Annotated in this window: 11 protein-coding genes and 1 riboswitch; of the genes, 8 read left to right on the top strand and 3 right to left on the bottom strand. The window is 53.3% G+C overall.

What is annotated here, in order from left to right:
* Positions 1–34: 34 nt before the first annotated feature.
* The 8 genes from H8E27_09250 to H8E27_09215 all read left to right on the top strand — a co-directional run bounded on the left by H8E27_09250 (position 35) and on the right by H8E27_09215 (position 13,752).
* A complete protein-coding gene (locus H8E27_09250; GenBank protein ID MBC8325795.1) occupies positions 35–256 on the top strand; it encodes a VWA domain-containing protein in 222 nt (73 codons plus the stop codon).
* Complete coding sequence (locus H8E27_09245) at positions 256–4,512, top strand: hypothetical protein (protein MBC8325794.1); 4,257 nt, start codon at positions 256–258, stop codon at positions 4,510–4,512. Before H8E27_09250 ends, H8E27_09245 begins: the two co-directional genes overlap by 1 nt.
* Positions 4,513–4,559: 47 nt before the next feature.
* Complete coding sequence (gene uvrA / locus H8E27_09240) at positions 4,560–7,514, top strand: excinuclease ABC subunit UvrA (protein MBC8325793.1); 2,955 nt, start codon at positions 4,560–4,562, stop codon at positions 7,512–7,514.
* The gene (locus tag H8E27_09235) at positions 7,511–10,090 is read left to right on the top strand and encodes a tetratricopeptide repeat protein (GenBank protein MBC8325792.1); all 2,580 of its coding nucleotides are present in this window, start codon (positions 7,511–7,513) and stop codon (positions 10,088–10,090) included. Before uvrA ends, H8E27_09235 begins: the two co-directional genes overlap by 4 nt.
* A gap of 42 nt (positions 10,091–10,132) precedes the next feature.
* Positions 10,133–10,483, top strand: coding sequence for an iron-sulfur cluster assembly accessory protein (locus H8E27_09230; GenBank protein ID MBC8325791.1), 351 nt, complete (start codon positions 10,133–10,135; stop codon positions 10,481–10,483).
* Between the two features lie 20 nt (positions 10,484–10,503).
* A riboswitch (TPP riboswitch) is annotated at positions 10,504–10,617 on the top strand.
* 9 nt (positions 10,618–10,626) lie between these two features.
* A complete protein-coding gene (gene thiC / locus H8E27_09225) occupies positions 10,627–12,531 on the top strand; it encodes a phosphomethylpyrimidine synthase ThiC (protein ID MBC8325790.1) in 1,905 nt (634 codons plus the stop codon).
* Between the two features lie 210 nt (positions 12,532–12,741).
* Positions 12,742–13,440, top strand: coding sequence for an SDR family oxidoreductase (locus tag H8E27_09220; protein ID MBC8325789.1), 699 nt, complete (start codon positions 12,742–12,744; stop codon positions 13,438–13,440).
* Positions 13,441–13,485: 45 nt separating this feature from the next.
* The gene (locus tag H8E27_09215) at positions 13,486–13,752 is read left to right on the top strand and encodes a hypothetical protein (protein ID MBC8325788.1); all 267 of its coding nucleotides are present in this window, start codon (positions 13,486–13,488) and stop codon (positions 13,750–13,752) included.
* 197 nt (positions 13,753–13,949) lie between these two features.
* Here the strand turns inward: H8E27_09215 and H8E27_09210 are convergent, their stop codons facing one another.
* The 3 genes from H8E27_09210 to H8E27_09200 are packed head-to-tail and all read right to left on the bottom strand — an operon-like array spanning position 13,950 to position 18,968.
* Complete coding sequence (locus tag H8E27_09210; protein ID MBC8325787.1) at positions 13,950–14,765, bottom strand: zinc-dependent peptidase; 816 nt, start codon at positions 14,763–14,765, stop codon at positions 13,950–13,952.
* Between the two features lie 4 nt (positions 14,766–14,769).
* Positions 14,770–17,088: a hypothetical protein gene (locus H8E27_09205; GenBank protein MBC8325786.1), complete on the bottom strand. Its 2,319-nt coding sequence runs from the start codon at positions 17,086–17,088 to the stop codon at positions 14,770–14,772.
* A gap of 47 nt (positions 17,089–17,135) precedes the next feature.
* Positions 17,136–18,968 (bottom strand): Rne/Rng family ribonuclease, encoded by a 1,833-nt coding sequence (locus H8E27_09200; protein ID MBC8325785.1) that lies wholly within the window; start codon positions 18,966–18,968, stop codon positions 17,136–17,138.
* Positions 18,969–19,044: the final 76 nt, after the last annotated feature.

The following is a 19,044-nucleotide window of genomic DNA, read 5'->3' as shown; positions in this document are numbered from 1 at the left end:
TAATCCCACGCGTGCATTGGAGGCAGCGTTTGCCATGAACCCGGACACCATCTGGTTGCTAACGGATGGGCAGATTCCTGATTTTATCGTGCCGGGAATTGCGAATCTCAATGCAGCGCGCGCAGTGCCAGTGCGGATCAATACAATCGGCCTTGGGCGTTCGAAGGATATTTCTGAACAATACTTGTTACAAATCGCGGTGGATAATGAGGGTGTTTATACATTCGTTTCCACTGATCCAGAGGAGGAAGATTGATGGAGAACAAATCCAATAATCATCGTGGGGTAGTGCTGATCGTGGCGCTGATTATGTTGTCGTTAATCACGTTTATGGTCGTGGCATTTTTGTCGTTCACGCGGCTGGACCGAAGCGCGGTGACGATGAGTGTGCGGCAAACTGAAACGCATTTGGCAATTGACGCAGGGCTTGCCCGCGCACAATCGGCAGTGATTAACGAAATCGTGAGCAATCGGAATTATCAGGTTTTAGTGTCCACCAATATTGACGGAGTCACATTCACCGCGCCGATCCCGAATGCGGAACTCACCCAGTTGCAGACGGATCCGCGCGCGCCGGTATATTATGATCTGGATGGCGATCGCACTCCGGATGAGTTTCGTTATTTTCTGAATTTGAATCACGATCTGGGGCCCCGCAAACGGGCTGCGTTTCAGCCGACCACCACCAATCAAGTGGGGGATCCACATTGGATTGGCGTTTTGGAAGATCCCAGTCAGCCGCACGGAAAAAACAACCGGTTCGTCGCACGGTATGCGTATTTGGTGGCTCCAGCGGATAAACTGCTCGACATCAATCATGCGCACAACAATTCAAAAACACTAGGCAATGAGGAAGGCTATTTGCGGGGCCATGGAAACGCGGCTTGGGAATTGAATCTCGCAGGGTCACTGGCGGCCTTGGATTCGGCGGCTTTTTCGTACAATGGCTATCGCCAACAGGTGGACCAATCCTCATTGGGCGAAGCTTTTCGGCATGCCGGTGGCCGGCATATTGACCAACCGCGATTCGTGGGCCTGTGGAACTATCGTTATCCGTGGGGCAATATGGATACCGTGCAGCCGGGCATGCCTAATCAGCGTGAGCATGTGGACATTATGAATTTTCTGCGGCCGCCAATTCGTCCCGCTGTGAATGGCATGCAGCCGATCACGCACGAGGGCGTTACCCAATGGCTTCAAGCGGATCAAACCGGGCGGGCCTTTTATAATTTAGCAGGTACATTCACGACACTCACCTCCGAGGTGCCAGCCACTTCAAAATCCATTGATGCGATGGGAGTTCGGATCGGGAAACCTCCTAAGGTGAAGCTACTGTTAAACGAATATTTTACCGATAAAGATTTCAGTGAGGATATTGCCTCTTGGACGCCTCTGAATGCGAATCAGGTGGGCACCAATAATGTGCCGGGCAAAGCGATCGCAGAAGTTCTGGAATTCAATAATGGGCACGGGCTAACTACGGGCCAGCGGGTGCTCCTCAGTGCCACAGCTCAAAGCACCACCAATGTGATGAACCAAACGGTGTACCGCTATTTGAGCCCCACGAACCGGGTGCCCATTGTGAATCAGTGGTTCTTTGCCCAAGCCTTGGATTCGCGCCGGGTTCGTTTGTGGGATATCCCGCTGCGGCGTGGTGCGGCTGAGCCCACCGATGACCACAAAGTGCGCTTTATGATTGTCGGCCAAAACAAACAGGGGGTGGCGGTTGCCAGCGATTTTTCTAATTTACCGGCGCCGCTAAACTTTCAACTTCGATTTGATCCATTGGCAAAAAAATTCACCCGCCTAGCTTCGTTGTTATTAGATAATGCAATGAAACGGCGTGGTGATGCATTCCATATTGGTTCCGATTCTGCGCTCACATTGTTCAATAACGAGACGGACGCGAGCGCTTTCGGAGCGGATAATATTCAAGTATACCCGCCGGCCAGCAATACGTTCACCCCTGAAGTACAGCGCCTGCTGCAGGTGGCATTGAATCTTACAGAAGTGTACGCACCGGATGCGTGGTATTCACTGCCTGATAATGGCGGGACAATGCGGTTGGCCTGGCCCCATGTTTTTCGGCCGGTGTTGTTGCGGGAAGCTGGTGATAATATTTATATAGCGGGCTGGATGCGGGTGATGAATGATAATCAATTGGAACAATTTCCGGTTCATAATTTGCCGGATCGGCCGGGCGTGCCGCAAGTTTCCGGCATCGGGGCGACGGGGTTTCCGTTGTTGATAGGCGTTAATAATCGCACCCAAACACCAACGCACGCCAGCATTTGGCCGAGCGTGAATGAAGTGTCGGCGGCGATCAAATGGCATGTGGCACCGGGCAGTGATCCGGGAAGAGTGTTAGTGCAGCCGGTCCTGCATGTGGGCGTGGAATTGAGAGACAATTTATATAGCCATGCACTGGCACTCAAAACGACAGTTGCCGGTTCGGTCACCGGCCAATTGAATGGGGCGGGACCCTCGCAGCAAATCAACGCGACGCTGAGCGATACTGCCCCAATGTCGGTGCAAATTGGGAAATCGGCGTTACCCTTTATGCCGTTTAGGTTTGCCTTGCCGGTGATGAGCATGGATGCAGCAAAGCGAACACGGTGGCGGGTGGATGATTTTCAGGTAAATGTTGCGGTCAAAATTACCTGCAAAGATCCAAGCGCGCCGCAGGATCGCGTGATTGATTATGTGCGATTACATTTAGCTGCCGATTTGCCGGCGCAATGGGAACGCTGGGAATCCGATCGTGTTTATAAACAGGGCGATCAGGTGGAGGATGCGAGTGGGGTTCGTTTTTATGCCCGTACAGCCCATACATCGTTCGATTTTGGCGCAGATTTCCCCCGGTGGAAACAGGCGGCCTGGAAACCGGGTGAGCGGTTTGAGCCCAATGAAGTGATTCAATGTATCAGCAACGGTCAGACCAATTTATTCCGTTGCCTGCGATCGCACACTACCGCAAACGGAGGGGTGTTTTTGCCGACACTGCAAAATGCGCAGGGCGAAAAATTGTGGGAATTTTATCAAGGTGAAGTGTACGAAATGAGTTGGCAGGTGAATGATCCGCTGGTGAATGGCACAGGGCGGGACTACACGTTGGTGCACCCGATGAAGCCGAATAATCCCCATCCCCAGCAACCTCCATTCATCAAATATCTTAGTGGAAATAATGGCAACTGGACTTCGAATAATTTGGGGTATGAAAATTATGTGTACCGACCTTGGAGTGTGGCGGACACGCGTTATAACATGGGGAAAAATATGTCGCGGCCTTGGGCTGATTCGTATGATCATATTTCGCTGAAAGATCCAGGTGTGCTGGGGCCGGATTGGTGGCAGTTTCCACACAAAAACACCGGCGGCATGGAGACGCTGGGTTGGTTGGGGATGGTGCATCGCGGGACGCCGTGGCAGACAGTTTACCTCAAATCTAAACCGGCAAATCGTTTATTGATTCGCTCGATTGATGCCGTCTCCGGTGTCATCGAAGCGGGGAATGTGCCTTTCTTTTGGCAGGGAGACCGAGTTCAGTTACAAGGAGGCCCCCCGGAATATCAGGGTTATGATGGAAACATTCGTTACGATTATTCGAATCCGCAATTAGCGCCCAAAGCGCTAACGCTGTGGGATTCCACCTTCACAATCAACAAACTGGCCACCACCGTTGGCTACACGCTTAATCCTGCGGATCCTTCGAATTGGATGTACCTTGTCAGCACGGACGCGTGGAAACGGCAAACCGGCACGTTGGATACGCTGCCGACGAATGATCATCGACTGGTGGATTTATTTTCGACAAGCAAAACGCCCGTGGCCTCCACAGGATTGTTATCGGTCAACGCCAAAAGTCCGGCGGCATGGGGTGCGGTGTTATCCGGTGTGGCGGTTCCGCGCAAGGTGCTCAAAAATAATGATGGCACTTGGAATTTTCACAGTGTGCGGCATTTGGGGAATTGCATGGATCCAACGTGCATGGGCTTTGATTTCCGTCTGGCCCCCGGTGCATTTATGCAAGGCATCATTGAATCCATTAATCGGCAACGCGGTGATGTGCCGTTTGAACGAGTAAGTGATTTGCTTGCAGTGAGCGAATTAACCGATGGCAATCCGGATTTCCTGAGGATGATTAATGACGCGCAACAAAATACCGGGAATATGATCCAACTATATGCACAGCGATTCTTTCCCAATGAATCCGATTACGAACGCATCCCGCAGCAGATCCTGTCCCTGTTACGAACCGATGGCACGCCACGCTTTGTTGCGTATACGTTTAGCCAAACGCTGAAGCCCGCGCAGAACGCGGTGAAGGAGGGTGGACTTTGCACAAACTACAGCATCAGCAGTGAGGCGGCTCAGCGCACGATATTCCGGTTGGAGGGGGTTGGGAAATGGCGAGAATTTCATTTCAATAAAATCCGTGGTGTAGCCACTGCCACACCTCCGCCTTTGCCCCGGATGGTGGTGGAAAGCACCGCACCGGTCATTCTGCGGTAGCGCAGGCTTGGTTTTTCATTGGAGCAGGCGTAGGGTTCGCTTCTTTTATGGGAGCGAATCTTATCCGGATCGGCGGCGCGCGGGAGCATAATCTCAAAAATCTCTCGCTCACTATTCCGCGCGACAAGTTGGTGGTGGTGACCGGCCTCAGCGGCTCGGGTAAATCATCACTGGCGTTCGACACCATTTACGCCGAGGGACAGCGCAAATATGTCGAATCGCTTTCGGCTTATGCACGGCAATTTCTGGATCAAATGCAAAAGCCGGAGCTGGATTTCATCGAAGGCCTTTCGCCCACCATCGCGATCGAGCAACGCAGTGCCGGCGGCAGCATGCGCTCGATTATCGCCACCACTACGGAAATTTTTGATTATCTACGGCTATTGTACGCGCACATCGGCACGCCGCATTGCCCCGAGAGTGGGGAGTCGATGAGCCAGCAAACGCCCACGGAGATTATTGATCGGGTGATGGGAATGAAAACAGGAACCCGGGTGATGCTGCTCGCGCCAGTGATCACGCATCAAAAGGGCGAGTTCCGTGACGTGATTGAAAAACTTGCGCGCGAAGGATTTGTGCGAGCGCGGGTGGATGGCGAATTGGTGGAACTGGAAGTCAACACGCGCATCATGATCGATCCCAAAAAGAAACACCACATTGAGGCTGTGGTGGATCGGCTTGTGATCGGCGATGGCATCCGGCAGCGACTTGGTGATTCTGTGGAAACCGCTCTCAAATGGGGTCAGGGCAGAGTGCTGGCACTGCATCAGTCCGGCAAAAAGAAATCTGATCAATGGGCGGAGACACTGCACTCCACCCAAATGGTTTCCAGTGCCACCGGAAAAAGTTACGACACGTTGACCCCAAAACATTTTTCATTCAACTCGCCCTTCGGCGCGTGTCCGGTGTGTCATGGCTTGGGGCAGAAGTTGGTGTTCGATGCAGATTTGGTAGTGCCTAATCCAGAAAAAACACTTGGCGAAGGTGCGATCGCCCCGTGGAAACGTGGTGGCCGGCGAATGATCATTTATTATAATCACGTTATCAAAGCTGTTGCCGCGCATTACGATCAGCCGATGGATGTGCCGTGGGAAAAATTGCCGGAACAATTTCGTGAAATCTTGCTGCACGGTTCCGGGGAAGAGGAAATCAAATTTGCTTTTTGGGGCGCCACCAAAAAAAATCCCGCACCCAAACCATTTGAAGGCGTCATCCCGAATCTTGAGCGTTTGCTTCAGGAAACCGACAGCGAGTTTACAAAAAAACGCGTGAAAAGTTGCATGAGTAGCCAGCCTTGCGATATTTGCCATGGTCAACGCCTTAAACCGGAAATCCTCTCCTGCACGTTGGGTGGCGCAAAAGCCAATCGTTTTCGGCCCAAAGGTCGACGCCGCAAAGTGGCTATCCCGGGGCTTTCAGTGATGGAATTGTGCCGGTTGTCCGTGGCTAATGCATTTAAGTTTTTAGACTCACTTGAATTAACTGAATTGCAGGAAAAAATTGGCGGCGAGGTGCTGAAAGAAATTAAAGCCCGCCTAGGATTTCTTGGAAACGTGGGGCTTGGTTATTTGTCGCTGAATCGCGAAAGCGGCACGCTCAGTGGCGGTGAAGCTCAACGAATTCGGTTGGCCACGCAAATTGGAGCGGGTCTTGTTGGGGTGATTTATATTCTTGATGAACCCAGCATTGGCCTTCACCAACGGGATAACGATCGGCTGCTGGCTACGCTGAAAGGTCTGCGTGATTTAGGAAATACCGTGCTCGTGGTGGAGCACGATGAGGACACGATTCGCGCTGCAGATTACGTGATCGACATCGGTCCGGGCGCGGGCGTGCACGGCGGCGAATTGGTCGCGGCCGGCACGGTGAAGCAAATCTGCAAAGTGAAACGCTCGATCACTGGCAAATATCTATCCGGTGAATTCACCATATCGCCACCGGAAGAACGGACCACCGCGACACCTGAGCGAGGTTGGTTGGAGATCCGTGGGGCATCGGAAAATAATTTGAAGAATATTGATGTCCGCATCCCGCTGGGGACATTCACGTGTGTGACCGGAGTTAGCGGTTCCGGCAAGAGTACGTTGGTGGATGATGTGCTCCGTCGTACGCTTTTCCGCAAATGGCATGGCTCCAAAGATCGCCCCGGCGCGCACGAATCCATCGAAGGAATGGAGCACCTCGACAAGGCGATTGTGATTGATCAATCACCGATTGGCCGTACGCCGCGGAGCAACCCGGCAACTTACACTGGCATGTTCACGCACATCCGAGATTTATTTGCGCGCTTGCCATCTGCTAAAGTGCGCGGCTATGGGCCCGGGCGGTTTAGTTTCAATGTGAAGGGCGGTCGCTGTGAACGCTGCCAAGGGGATGGCATGCTGAAAATTGAAATGCATTTTCTGCCGTCGGTTTATGTTCCCTGTGAAGATTGTCAGGGGCGCCGATATAATCGTGAAACGCTCGAGATGCATTATAAGGGGTTGAATATCGCGGATGTATTGGCGCTCACGGTGGATGAAGCGTGTGTATTTTTCCGGTCCGTGCCGCAAGTTTACACCATTTGTATTACACTGGCTGAGGTGGGCTTGGGTTATTTGCAGCTCGGCCAAAGTGCCACTACCCTCAGCGGTGGGGAGGCCCAGCGCATGAAACTTTCAAGTGAATTATGCAAGCGAGCAACTGGGCGCACGTTGTATTTGTTGGACGAGCCGACAACGGGGTTGCACTTTCATGATGTGGCGAGGTTGCTCGATGTATTTGCCAAGCTGCGTGATTCAGGGAATACGCTGTTGGTGATTGAGCATAATTTGGATGTTATCAAGTGCGCCGATTGGCTGGTGGATCTCGGCCCTGAGGGGGGCGACGGAGGCGGCAGGCTCATCGGCGAAGGTCCGCCCGAACATGTGGCGAGTTGTGCCGAAAGCCACACGGGGCATTTTTTAAGTCGCGTATTACCCGCGCCCACGGTTAAGGTGCGGCGAAAGATTTCTGCTGGATGAGGGAGCTAATGCTCATTTTATTTTTAGTGCAAACCGCAGCCGCCGGGGTGACGGGCGATGTTCGGTTACGCACGAGCCCACCCGAAACGCCATCGGGCCGTGCATATGCCGCTGCAGTACGGGGATTTCAGGCGGGACATTGGGCGACGGCAGCGAGGTGGTTGGATGAGTTTGTTGCGCAGTATCCAGAGTCGCCCCAACGCGCAACCGCAGTGCTGCTGCGGGCCCAGGCGTTTTATCAAATGGGTGAGTTCACCAAAGCCGCGGCAGAACTATCCAAAGGCGAAGATGCTGCCGGTGATTTGGCAGATGGATATTTATATTGGAAAGCAGAATGCCGTTTGCAATTAAACCAGTTTGATGCTGCGGCTGCACACTTGCGGGAATTTTTACAACAACACCCTGAATCCAATTATTCACTCGCCGCAAGCGTGGCAATGGCCACAGTGTCGGCCCGGAAAAACGACTGGGCAAATGTAGTGCAATTGTTACGCCCCACTGAGGGGAAGTTCCAATTATTGGCCAAGACGCGTCCGCATTCAAATTGGGCGCAGGAGGGTCAGTTATTGTTGGCCCAGGCGCTGTACGAGCAACAGGATTGGAAAACAGCGGCGGAAGAATTGAGGCGATTGCCGCCCACCTCAAATTTGCATCGCGAGTGGCGCCGGCTTTTTCTGTCGGCTAAACTTGAAAACCAGGCGGGCAATTTCAAAACAGCACTGGCCACCACCTTAGATATTGAATCATTGGCCCGCAAAATGGGGCAGACCAATCAACTGGCACAGGTGTACCGTTTTCGTGCCGGGATTCACGAGGCAGCGAATGATGTTCCTGCCGCGTTGCGCGAATACTCGCGATTGCAATCATCCAGCATGCCCGCCGTGCATCGGCATGAAGGCTTTTTGCGTGCAGCACGTTTTCATCTTCGGCAGGATCGATTTGGTGAGGCCATCAATGCGCTTGATGAGTTGGGGAAACTGAATTCCGCCACAAATTTTGTGGGTACTTTAGATTGCCTTGCGGGGGAATTAGAATTGTTGCAACACCGACAAGCCGGTGGCGCTCACTTGGCCCGTGCGCGAGCTCGATTTAGCCGGGCGGCCCGATCGACTGATGTGTTCATTCAGGGTCGAGCCCAATGGGGAGAAGGGTGGTGCCTCTTGGCGGAAGGGAAACAGGAATCAGCCCGAGACGCCTGGAGTCGTTCCATTGAATTGCTTGGGAATTCGCCCATCGCGCCTTGGCCGAAATTACAACTAGCGCAAACTCAGGCGCGGTTGGGGCAGCATACTGCGGTGCGTGAAGGTTTACCGGAAACCCTACCCGAGCCTCTTCGCGATATCGCGCAGTTTATCGCGTTGCAAAGTGCCCTCGCTCTCGGTGATTTTCCGGCCATTGATCCGTTGCTCGCGCAACTGCGTCCACGCAATAATGAATTAGCCGATCAGGGATTGCTTTCATTGGCTCAGGCAAAACTGGATTCTGGACAGGCACCGGAAGCTCGGTTGATTTTGGCGCGGTTGCAACAGGAATCCCCCGATTCATCATTAAAACCTGAAGCGGAGTTGGAAGCGATTCGAGGGCTCATCGTCAAAGCGGATTGGGATGCTGCCGATAAAGCCTATCAAATATGGCTTGCGAAACATAAAACGCACCCATTGCACGCACGGGTCATGTTTGACCACGCTTGGGCGCAGTCCATGAGTGGGCAATCGACCAATGTGGTGGCGGCGTTTGAGGCGGTGATCCAATCTCATCCCAAAACCAAACAGGCGCATTTGGCAAACATGTGGCTGGCGGATGATGCATTTAATTCGGGCACGAACCATTTGGCCGCAGAGAAAATTTACAAATCTATTTCCAGCCAAACCGATGCGCCAGCGGCATTGCGGCGGCGCGCAACTTTGATGGCCGGACGTGCGGCAGTAGCACGGCAAGGATTTGGCGAAGCGCGTAAGGAGTTTACCCGGTTGATTAACGATGGTGACACGCCGGCGCAGATGAAGCTTGATGCCCACTTCGCATTGGGAGATCTCACTATGCTCGAGTTAGGCGAAGAGGGGCTTAATGCTGCAACTAATTCGTTTTTTAATGTGGTGCAGGCGGGCCCAACCAATGCAGTGGCAGCGCGTGCGTGGGGGCGAATCGGTGATTCTTGCCTCTCGGTTTCTTCAAAATTCCCAGGGCGTCGGGCAGATGCTCTGATGGCCTACGGGAAAGCGATCGCGGTTACCGGGTCCGTGCCGGCAGCGGTGAGAACTCAGGCCCGGGTCGGGTTGGCCAAAGTACTGGAACAACAAGCGCGGGGAAGTGCGGATCGTGAAAAATTATTGAACGAAGCGGTAAATCATTTGTTGACGGTCGTGTATGGCAAGCATTTGCAACCGGGCCAAACGGCGGATGCCCATTGGCGCGCACAAAGCGGCCTGATGGCGATGGATTTGTTGAGTCAGCTGGAGAACCCAATGGGAGCGTTGGAAATTTGCAATTTATTAATCAAAGAATATCCCTCGATGCAAAAAGGGTTGGGGGTTCGGAAACAACAATTTTTAGATCAACGCGCCCGACAAAAATAAGCGTGGTTGAGTTTCCAGGAAATTCGGTTTATACTTTTCGTAATGGAGTCACAAATACAGGAACAGGATTGTGTAACGCTGACGCAGGAGGCGGTTTCGGAAGTGCAACGCATGATCGCCGCGGATGCGAAACCGGAGGGCAAAGCCTTGCGCGTGTACGTGGAGCAGGGCGGTTGCTCAGGGATGCAATACGGCTTGGTATTTGATGAGCAGCGCGACAACGATCGGGTCATGGATTGCGCAGGCGTGCCAGTGGTGGTGGATTCGATCAGTGCGGATTTCTTGCGCGGCTCGGTTGTTAATTTCTCGGATGACCTAAATGATAGCGGTTTCAAGATAACCAATCCCAATGCCAAGATTAGTTGTGGTTGTGGCAAGTCATTCGAGGTTTGACCCCTCACGCGTGCGCGGCTAGAAACGGGCAGGGGAGCCAACTGGAAGGCTGAGAGTTCCACGCCAAATATGGTGCGGTTGACCCAATGAACCTGCCGGGTAATGCCGGCAAGGGATTCGCGTTCCATTCCCCTACCTGAATTATGGTTACCACAAAATCTGCTCTCGAATCCGGCGCAAGCCAAATTCCCTTTCCCAAATCCCGTCGCGTTTATGTGAAAGGCAGGCGCGTGAGTGTGTCGATGCGCGAAATCGACCAAAGCCCGACGCGTAATGTTTCTGGTGAATCTGAATTGAACGAACCGGTGCGCGTGTACGATACCAGCGGTCCGTGGGGAGATCCCGCTCACTTGCGTTCGGTGGAGGAAGGGCTGTCCGCCGTGCGGCGCGATTGGATTATAGCGCGCGGCGATGTGGAAGAAATTGATGGCCGCACATCGCGCCCGGAGGATGATGGATTTTTGTCCGAGCGCCACGCGGAACAAGCGCCCGGGACGGGGCGCAATCAACATCGGGAATTTCCCGGTCTGCGCCGCAAGCCATTGCGGGCAAAAAATCATCCGGTCACGCAACTGTGGTATGCGCGGCAGGGCATTGTCACGCCGGAGATGGAATACATCGCCATTCGCGAAAACCTCGGGCGTGAGCAAGCCTTGGAATCGAAGGATGCAGTGCCGAGTGAGTTGCGACATCAGCATTCTGGGAATTCATTCGGTGCGAAGATTCCAGAATACATCACGCCCGAGTTTGTGCGCGATGAAGTGGCCGCAGGACGCGCGATTATTCCTGCCAATATCAATCACCCCGAAAGTGAGCCGATGATTATTGGCCGCAATTTCCTGGTGAAAATCAACGCCAACATTGGTAACAGCGCCGTGACTTCCAGCATCGAAGAGGAAGTTGATAAAATGCGCTGGGCGACACTTTGGGGCGCGGACAACGTGATGGATCTTTCCACCGGCAAAAATATTCACGCCACCCGTGAGTGGATTATCCGCAACAGTCCCGTGCCCATTGGCACGGTGCCGATCTATCAGGCGTTGGAAAAAGTTAATGGCCGCGCAGAAGATCTCTCGTGGGAAATTTTCCGCGACACGCTTATTGAACAAGCGGAACAGGGAGTGGATTATTTTACCATTCACGCCGGCGTTTTGCTGCGGTTTATTCCGATGACCGCCCAACGAGCCACCGGCATTGTGAGCCGCGGCGGCAGCATCATGGCTAAGTGGTGCCTGGCGCATCACAAGGAAAATTTCCTCTATACTCATTGGGATGACATTTGCAAAATTATGGCGGCGTACGATGTGAGCTTCTCCATCGGTGACGGGCTGCGCCCGGGTTCCATTGCGGATGCCAATGACGAGGCGCAGTTTGGTGAATTGAAAGTGCAGGGCGACCTTACCACTCGCGCTTGGGAGCACGGCGTTCAAGTGATGAACGAAGGCCCCGGCCACGTGCCGATGCATATGATTGAGGAGAATATGAAAAAGCAAATCGAGTGGTGCCACGGCGCGCCGTTCTACACGCTTGGCCCGTTAACCACCGACATTGCTCCCGGTTATGACCATATCACTAGCGGCATTGGTGCAGCGATGATTGGTTGGTACGGAACAGCGATGCTTTGTTATGTGACGCCCAAAGAGCATCTCGGGTTGCCCAATCGCGATGACGTAAAGGAAGGTGTCATCACTTACAAAATCGCCGCGCACGCGGCGGATCTCGCCAAGGGCCATCCCGGTGCGCAGTATCGCGACAATGCGGTGAGCAAGGCACGTTTTGAATTTCGCTGGGAAGATCAGTTTAACCTTAGCCTCGACCCCGTTCGCGCGCTGGAGTTTCACGATGAAACCCTTCCTGCCGATGGTGCTAAGTCCGCCCACTTCTGTAGCATGTGTGGGCCCAATTTCTGCAGCATGCGTATCACCGACGACATCCGGAAATACGCCGCCGAGAATAATCTGACCGACGCGGCTGCCTTGGAGGCTGGAATGGCTGAGAAATCAAGAGAGTTTGCCGAACAGGGCGGCGAGGTTTACCCAAAGGCTTGAATAAACAATAACTCTCGTGCAGCTGCTGGCGATAGTGCAGGCGAGGCAGTGGTCGCCGGTTCGGAAGAGCCACTTGGGGAAGTCGCTCGGAGCAATCTCCCGACGGCAGAGCGGCTTGGCTTGGTGGCACTTGCTCTCAAAGCGGTTCACGCAGTGTGAATATAAAGAGTGGACGCTAAATGAAAACGCCTTAATTATCCGCGTGTGATAATGGCGCGCGGGAATTCAGCAGGGAAAGTGGTGGTGGTCACGGGCGTAGCGCGTGGGTTGGGGCGGGCGTTGGTCGAGGGATTTGCGGCGGAGGGGCACCGAGTGGTGGGATGCAGTCGGTCAGAAAGGAAAATCACGGAACTCGAAAAAGCATGGAGCCAATCGCATTCATTTTCGGTGGTAGATGTTCGGGATGACAATGCCGTGCGCGAATGGGCTGCTGCAACCATTCAGGAATATGGTGCGCCGGATTTGTTGCTCAATAACGCAGCGGTGATTAATAAAAATAAATTCTTGTGGGAGGTGTCGGCTGAAGAATTTGATGATGTCATCGACACAAACATCAAAGGCGTGACAAATGTGATCCGTCATTTTTTGCCATCAATGGCGCGGACGCATAGTGGAGTAATTGTGAATTTCAGTTCCGGCTGGGGACGTTCGGCTTCGCCGGAGGTTGCGCCTTATTGCGCGAGCAAATGGGCGATCGAGGGGCTGACACAATCGTTGGCCCAGGAATTGCCGGAAGGAATGGCGGCAATTCCGTTTAATCCGGGCATCATCAACACGCAAATGTTGCGCAGTTGTTTCGGGCCATCGGCGACGGATTTCCCTTCGGCAAAGGAATGGGCGGAGACGGCGATCGCGTTTTTTTTGGGCTTGGGACCGCAGCATAATGGGCAATCGCTGACTGCGCCTTAGTTTCGACTTGTTCACAGGGTGTGAATTTGTTACCTTTTTTCACAGATGGCACGTTTGCCCCAACATAAATCAAAGGCCGTGATGGTAGGCGTGGGGCTCGACACCGATGGGCATAAGCGAGTTACGCAGGGTGAAAATTTTGCGCTGGTGGGTGGGACGAAGGATACTCACGAAGAGATGACAGAGAAAGCCTTGAAGATTAACGAAAAACTCGCTGATCGCGGCAAGCGTCTGGATGACGTTAGTCGTGAGGAATTCGATGACATCGCCCACGATGTGGGCTTGCGCCGGCACGATCCGGAGCAAAACTAATTTCCGCAAAACCTACTCCCGATGATCTTCATCACTTATCTATGTTCAGCAAATTCTGCTGCCCTAATTTTTTGCGAAGCAGTTTGGATGTTCCCCACAGAACGAGCTGCCCAGTAAGAAGCAGACCAAGTAAAGGCTACTAAGGATCTTCACCCGCTGGCTCCCCGCTGGCGGGTGAAGTTTTTTAGGGAGGGACTTTAAGGCCACGAGAGTGGGTTGACGCGATAGTATTCGCTCAGTAACGCGTATAATTCCGGGCGTCGTTTATTGAGTTGGTGAGGTTTCTCGAAAAACGTTTCTGTAGCTACGGCAAAAAATTCAGCAGGATTGGTGGCGCCGTAATCATCAATCACAGTTTTCTTGCCGTGCTCTACTTTGTCCCGCAAGTCAGTGAACACTCGCAAGCACACTTTTTGCCAGCGCTGATATTGTTCACGCGAACCCAGTGCGGGCGCGCCATCGGCTTGGCCGTCGGCTTGGTCGAGTTGATGGGCGAACTCGTGCAGCACGAGGTTGCGTCCATCCTTGGAGTTGGCAGCTCCGGTGCGGGTGTTGTCCCACGAGAGCACCACGGAGCCGCTGCCCCACGATTGGCCTTGCACGGCGATTTGTTTTTCCATTGTTTCCCCCCCCGCTTCGTCATAGCTGGTGGCGGTGTAAGCACTTGGGTGAATCACAACTGACCGGAGGTTGGGCGAATAAAACGTATCTTGATTCAGCAGCAATAAACACGCCTGCGCGGCAGTGAGCACGCGCATTTCATCCGTGATTTTGAGATCAACGCCTTGGAATTCAATCCGGTCGAGAAATACGATGGTTAGCTGCTCAATTTGATGCTGCAGCACTTCCGGCAACGTGTTGTAAAGCGGCCAGCGTTCTTTTAGCAGGTCACGCCAATTATCGGGAAAAGGTTCGTCGGGTAGATCCAATGGGCGTGGCGGCGGGTCGGCTAATAGCACCCAAGCCGCAAGGCCGATTGCGCCAATGATAAGGGTGATGAGAGTGGGAGTCATTGTTTTATTGTTTTGGCCAATTTAGGTGGCGATGTAAGAAATCGTATGTGGCTTTTCCGTTAATGGAATGCGGGCCATTAAAATATTCAATTTCCGTGCGCTCCGGGATGCCGAGGTTGGCGTACAGTCGGCGAACCTTGGCGAACTCATACGCCACCCATTCGTCCGGAGCGACTCCATCCTTGTGACCGCGTTCGACCATGAACGGGCGCGGCGCAATCAGCGCGGCCATTTCGGCGTAGTTAAAGGTATGGCCGAGATTGAATTCAAACATTTCATATTCACCGGTGAACAGATAACTGAAGCGGGCATCGGTGGTGACGTTCTTTTTGATCCATTCATTAAAATCCGCCGAGCAGATTGAGAGGCAATAACGCGGAACCAGCGCCGGTACGCGCATCGCGGTTTTACCGCCGTATGAAAGGCCGTAAAATCCAATGCGCGTTTTGTCAACAAATGGTTGCGATTCGAGCCAGTCGATGATGCGGTTATGTTGGGCGATAATCACAGAGAAGAGCGATCGACCCAGTGGGTTGGCTTTGCGTTGCAACACGCGGAAGGCATCCTGCCCGCGATAGGGGTTGTGCGGGGCGAAGGTGACAAAACCACGGTCGGCCAACTCGGCGGCGAAGCCTTTATAGTAACGAAAGGCGCGTTCGTTGGTGTCGCGGGTGACGGCGTCAATGGGTAATCCTTCCAGGCCATGTTGGCAAACAACGACCGGACGTCGCTCGCCTTTTTTGATGTCTTTGGGCACAAGCAAATAACCCCATGCAAAAACATCGTCCCATACATCCAACACAACTTCATAGCCAATCCATTTATCGGTTTCCAAAATTTTTCGGCTGCGCGGGTTGATGGGGAGATCGGCAATCGGGAATTGCCCGATGACTTCTGTCCACAATTGTTTCCGGTGGGGTTCGCATTGGGCGTGCCATTGGGAGGCTTTGGTAGGCGGCAGTTTTTTCCAAAATGAATCTGACCGTTTGTACTCGGAAAAGCGCAGCAGTTGTTGATTGTATTCCACCAACTCGGAAACTTGTCTTGATTGGCGGTGCAGTGAAGGTTTCGACTGCAACGCGCTTGCGGGGGGCCTGGCTATTTTCCAGTTGGGATTGGGGGTGACACTCACAAACCGAAGCAGCGCCTCCAGCGCTGGGTCGCTGCCGAATGTGTGAAGCGCACTCGAGTTGGCTCCGGCGACGAGCTTGATGTGTGATTCTTTAAACATCAGGTTGGTCGCCCGTTTATATTCGGCAAGTATCTTGGGGGTGGGTGGCGTGGCAATGATTCCGGGTGCTGCGCCACCGCTGCGGCCCGGGCGCGGGGTGGGTGGACCGTTGAGGGTTGGGATTGTGCTGTGTTCGATAACAAGACCGCGCGGTGAAATGAGGCTCGCGATTTCGGCATCGCCAAATTGTTCGAGCAACCCAAAGACGTTGCGATAAATGGGCTCCTCCCAAACGCGGTTTCGTTCTGAAAAATAGCCGCTCACCAGCGTGGTTTGAATGCGTGAATCTAGAGCAGCAGAATAAAAAGCGATTAATCCACCTTCGTGATACCCCGCAACTCCGATGGGGACCGCGATGGGTTGCTTGGCATTTTCGGCGGCAAACCAGTCGACGACGGCCAACACTTTTTGTACTTCGAAGCCAATGATGTGGCGGCCCATTTGGAACGCTTGCCGGTAAATCCATTCGCGATGAGTTTGGTTGGTGAATCGAACGCGGGCATCGCCAGAAAATTCATCGCTCCGGCTGATCAGCGCGGGCACGACTACTTGGCAACCGGCAGCTGCCAATCGGCGGGCAAATTGGGCTTGATCGGGGATGCCCGGCGTGATGCCGGCGAGTTGCTCGGGAGATTGGTCGGCATCGGGGAGTGCGATGATTCGGGCGCGTATGGTTCCTTTGGGTTGAATCAATAATCCTTCACCGTGTATCCCCGGCAGCACAGGCCAGCGAATAGCGTGCACCGTCATTATTTTATCTTCATAGCGTAATGATGAGGTGGTAGTGGTGCTCATCAATTCCAGTGCGGTGATGGGCAGTCGTTTATCCACTGCGCCGATGATGGTGCGGAATCGGTCGCGGTTTTTTTGGATGGAGGTTGTGTAGCTTTTTGCAGTGCGGCGATCGTGTTTCCAAAAAATTGCACGAAGCTTAACGCTGACGTCGGTTTCGCGCATTAGAAAACGATCAATGCCGGCAACCATTTGCACGGAGAGGTCGCCTTCCATTGTGAGCGGTCGGGTATTGGGGAGCTGTGCGGCGTGCAGTTTGCCGACCCAAAAGCTAAAGAATAGAATGGAGTAAATGCGCATGCCAAATGGCAACGCTAAGCATCTTCTCTGTCAAAAGAATAATGCGCTTAGGAAACGGTTTCGCCCACGCTCACGAGCTCTTGGTTTTTGAGGCCGTCGAAGATTTTGAATTGTTCGGCATGGAATGATGTGTCTCCACGGAAGGCGAGTTTCACGAGGTGTTTCTTCTCGAGGTTGATGAGGATATCCTCGTCCTCGCGGCGGAGCCGGTCGAGTACGTTGGGGTTGACGACGATTCGCAATTGGTAATCATCGTCATCGCCCGGTTGGCGTTTGCGTAGTAGCTCGTCGAGCTTGCGTTGAATTTCCACGCTCATGGTCACCGGCGTCTTGATGTGGCCGCGGCCTTTGCAGTAGTCACATTCGTCGTAAAAAGTGGATAGGACGCTCTCGGAATGGCGTTGGCGCGTCATTTCCAGCAGGCCGAGCTGGGAGATAGGGAGCACGTGGGTTTTGGCTTTATCGCGGCGGAGGCCTTCTTTCATGCGTTGCATGACTTTATCACGGTCACGGCGCTGCTTCATATCGATGAAATCGATGACGATGAGGCCGCCCATGTTTCGAAGGCGAAGCTGCCGGCAAATTTCCTCAGCGGATTCGAGGTTAACTTTAAGGATGGTGCTGCTTTGGTCTTTGCCGCCTTTGTGACTGCCGGTGTTGACGTCGATGGCGACGAGTGCTTCGGTTTCATCAATCACAATTGCGCCGCCGCCTTTGAGCGTGACTTTGCGGGAGAAGGCTTGGCCGAGTTGTCGGGAGATGTTCAGCTTATCAAAAATGGGTTGCGGTTCGCCGTAGAATTGCAGTTTGTTTTTGGAGCGCGGCGAAATGCGTTCGATGAGTTTTTGCATCCGCTCGTATTCGGATTTGTTGTCGATCAAAATGCGGTGCACATCTTCGGTGAGAAAATCGCGCACGGTGCGTTCGATCAAGTCCGGTTCGCGGAAGGCGCAAACGGGAGTAGGTTTATTGTCGATGCGGTCTTTAACCGTTTCCCAAATCTCTTTGAGCATGGCGAGATCGCGGATGAAATATCGTTTTTTCTGTCCTTCGCCTGCAGTGCGAATGATGGCGCCCATGTTATCGGGGATGTCGAGGGTGCGTAAGATTTCCTTGAGGCGTTTGCGCTCCTTCGGGTCCTGCACCTTTTTGGAAATGCCGAGTTGATCGGACGCAGGCAGCAGCACAATGAATCGGCCGGGGATGGCGAGGTGCGTGGTGACGCGCGGGCCTTTGGTGCCGATGGGGCCTTTGGTGACCTGGATGACGATGTCGCTTCCAACCGGGTATTTTTTGGGGATATCCTTGCGCGTGAGGCGGGGGGTGTTGCGCGGTTTGTTTTTGCGTTCCACCATTTCGTATCGGTTGTCGAGGTTGGTGGGGGTGATGTCCCAATAGTGCAGAAAGGCATTTTTTTCGATGCCAATGTCTACAAAGGCGGCTTCAAGACGGTCCTCGAGGTTACGTACTTTGCCTTTATAAATGCTGGCAACAATGCGTTCGTCGTTGTTACGTTCGATGGTGAAATCTTCCAACACACCTTTTTCCATCAGCGCCACGCGGGTTTCGAGTGATTCAGCGCTGATGATGATTTCCTTATCGGATTCCTGTTTGGGCAGAAGTTTACGGATGATTTTACGGGCGGCACGTTTCACGGAGGCCACCACGCCTTTTTCTTCGGCGGGCTCCTTGGGGTTAGGCTCAGTGGTTTGTTCCGCCACTTCTTCCGGCTCAGGCTTGATGCCGGCGGCTTCATTTTCAGCGGCAAGAATTTCCGGTTCGTGGTGTTTTTCATAAACCGGTTCATCGAGCACGCGGCCGTCCTCGATATTGGCCCGGCCTTTTTCAACGGGTTCTTCCCGCGGGGGTTTATTTTTCATTCCGCCACTGGGACGGAATCGTTGATTTTTTTTTCGGCGACTAAATTGTTTGTTACTCATTTGTAAAGTTTCTTTC

The organism is Limisphaerales bacterium, assembly GCA_014382585.1.
GTDB lineage: Bacteria > Verrucomicrobiota > Verrucomicrobiia > Limisphaerales > UBA1100 > JACNJL01.
This window is presented reverse-complemented; position numbering and strand designations above follow the sequence as displayed.

What these genes read in the sequence shown, in the direction of transcription:
- H8E27_09250 (MBC8325795.1), top strand. Translation starts at nt 35, where the DNA reads ATGAACCCGGACACCATCTGGTTGCTAACGGATGGGCAGATTCCTGAT.
- H8E27_09245 (MBC8325794.1), top strand. Translation starts at nt 256, where the DNA reads ATGGAGAACAAATCCAATAATCATCGTGGGGTAGTGCTGATCGTGGCG.
- uvrA (MBC8325793.1), top strand. Translation starts at nt 4,560, where the DNA reads ATGGGAGCGAATCTTATCCGGATCGGCGGCGCGCGGGAGCATAATCTC.
- H8E27_09235 (MBC8325792.1), top strand. Translation starts at nt 7,511, where the DNA reads ATGAGGGAGCTAATGCTCATTTTATTTTTAGTGCAAACCGCAGCCGCC.
- H8E27_09230 (MBC8325791.1), top strand. Translation starts at nt 10,133, where the DNA reads ATGGAGTCACAAATACAGGAACAGGATTGTGTAACGCTGACGCAGGAG.
- thiC (MBC8325790.1), top strand. Translation starts at nt 10,627, where the DNA reads ATGGTTACCACAAAATCTGCTCTCGAATCCGGCGCAAGCCAAATTCCC.
- H8E27_09220 (MBC8325789.1), top strand. Translation starts at nt 12,742, where the DNA reads ATGGCGCGCGGGAATTCAGCAGGGAAAGTGGTGGTGGTCACGGGCGTA.
- H8E27_09215 (MBC8325788.1), top strand. Translation starts at nt 13,486, where the DNA reads ATGGCACGTTTGCCCCAACATAAATCAAAGGCCGTGATGGTAGGCGTG.
- H8E27_09210 (MBC8325787.1), bottom strand. Translation starts at nt 14,765, where the DNA reads ATGACTCCCACTCTCATCACCCTTATCATTGGCGCAATCGGCCTTGCG.
- H8E27_09205 (MBC8325786.1), bottom strand. Translation starts at nt 17,088, where the DNA reads ATGCGCATTTACTCCATTCTATTCTTTAGCTTTTGGGTCGGCAAACTG.
- H8E27_09200 (MBC8325785.1), bottom strand. Translation starts at nt 18,968, where the DNA reads ATGAAAAATAAACCCCCGCGGGAAGAACCCGTTGAAAAAGGCCGGGCC.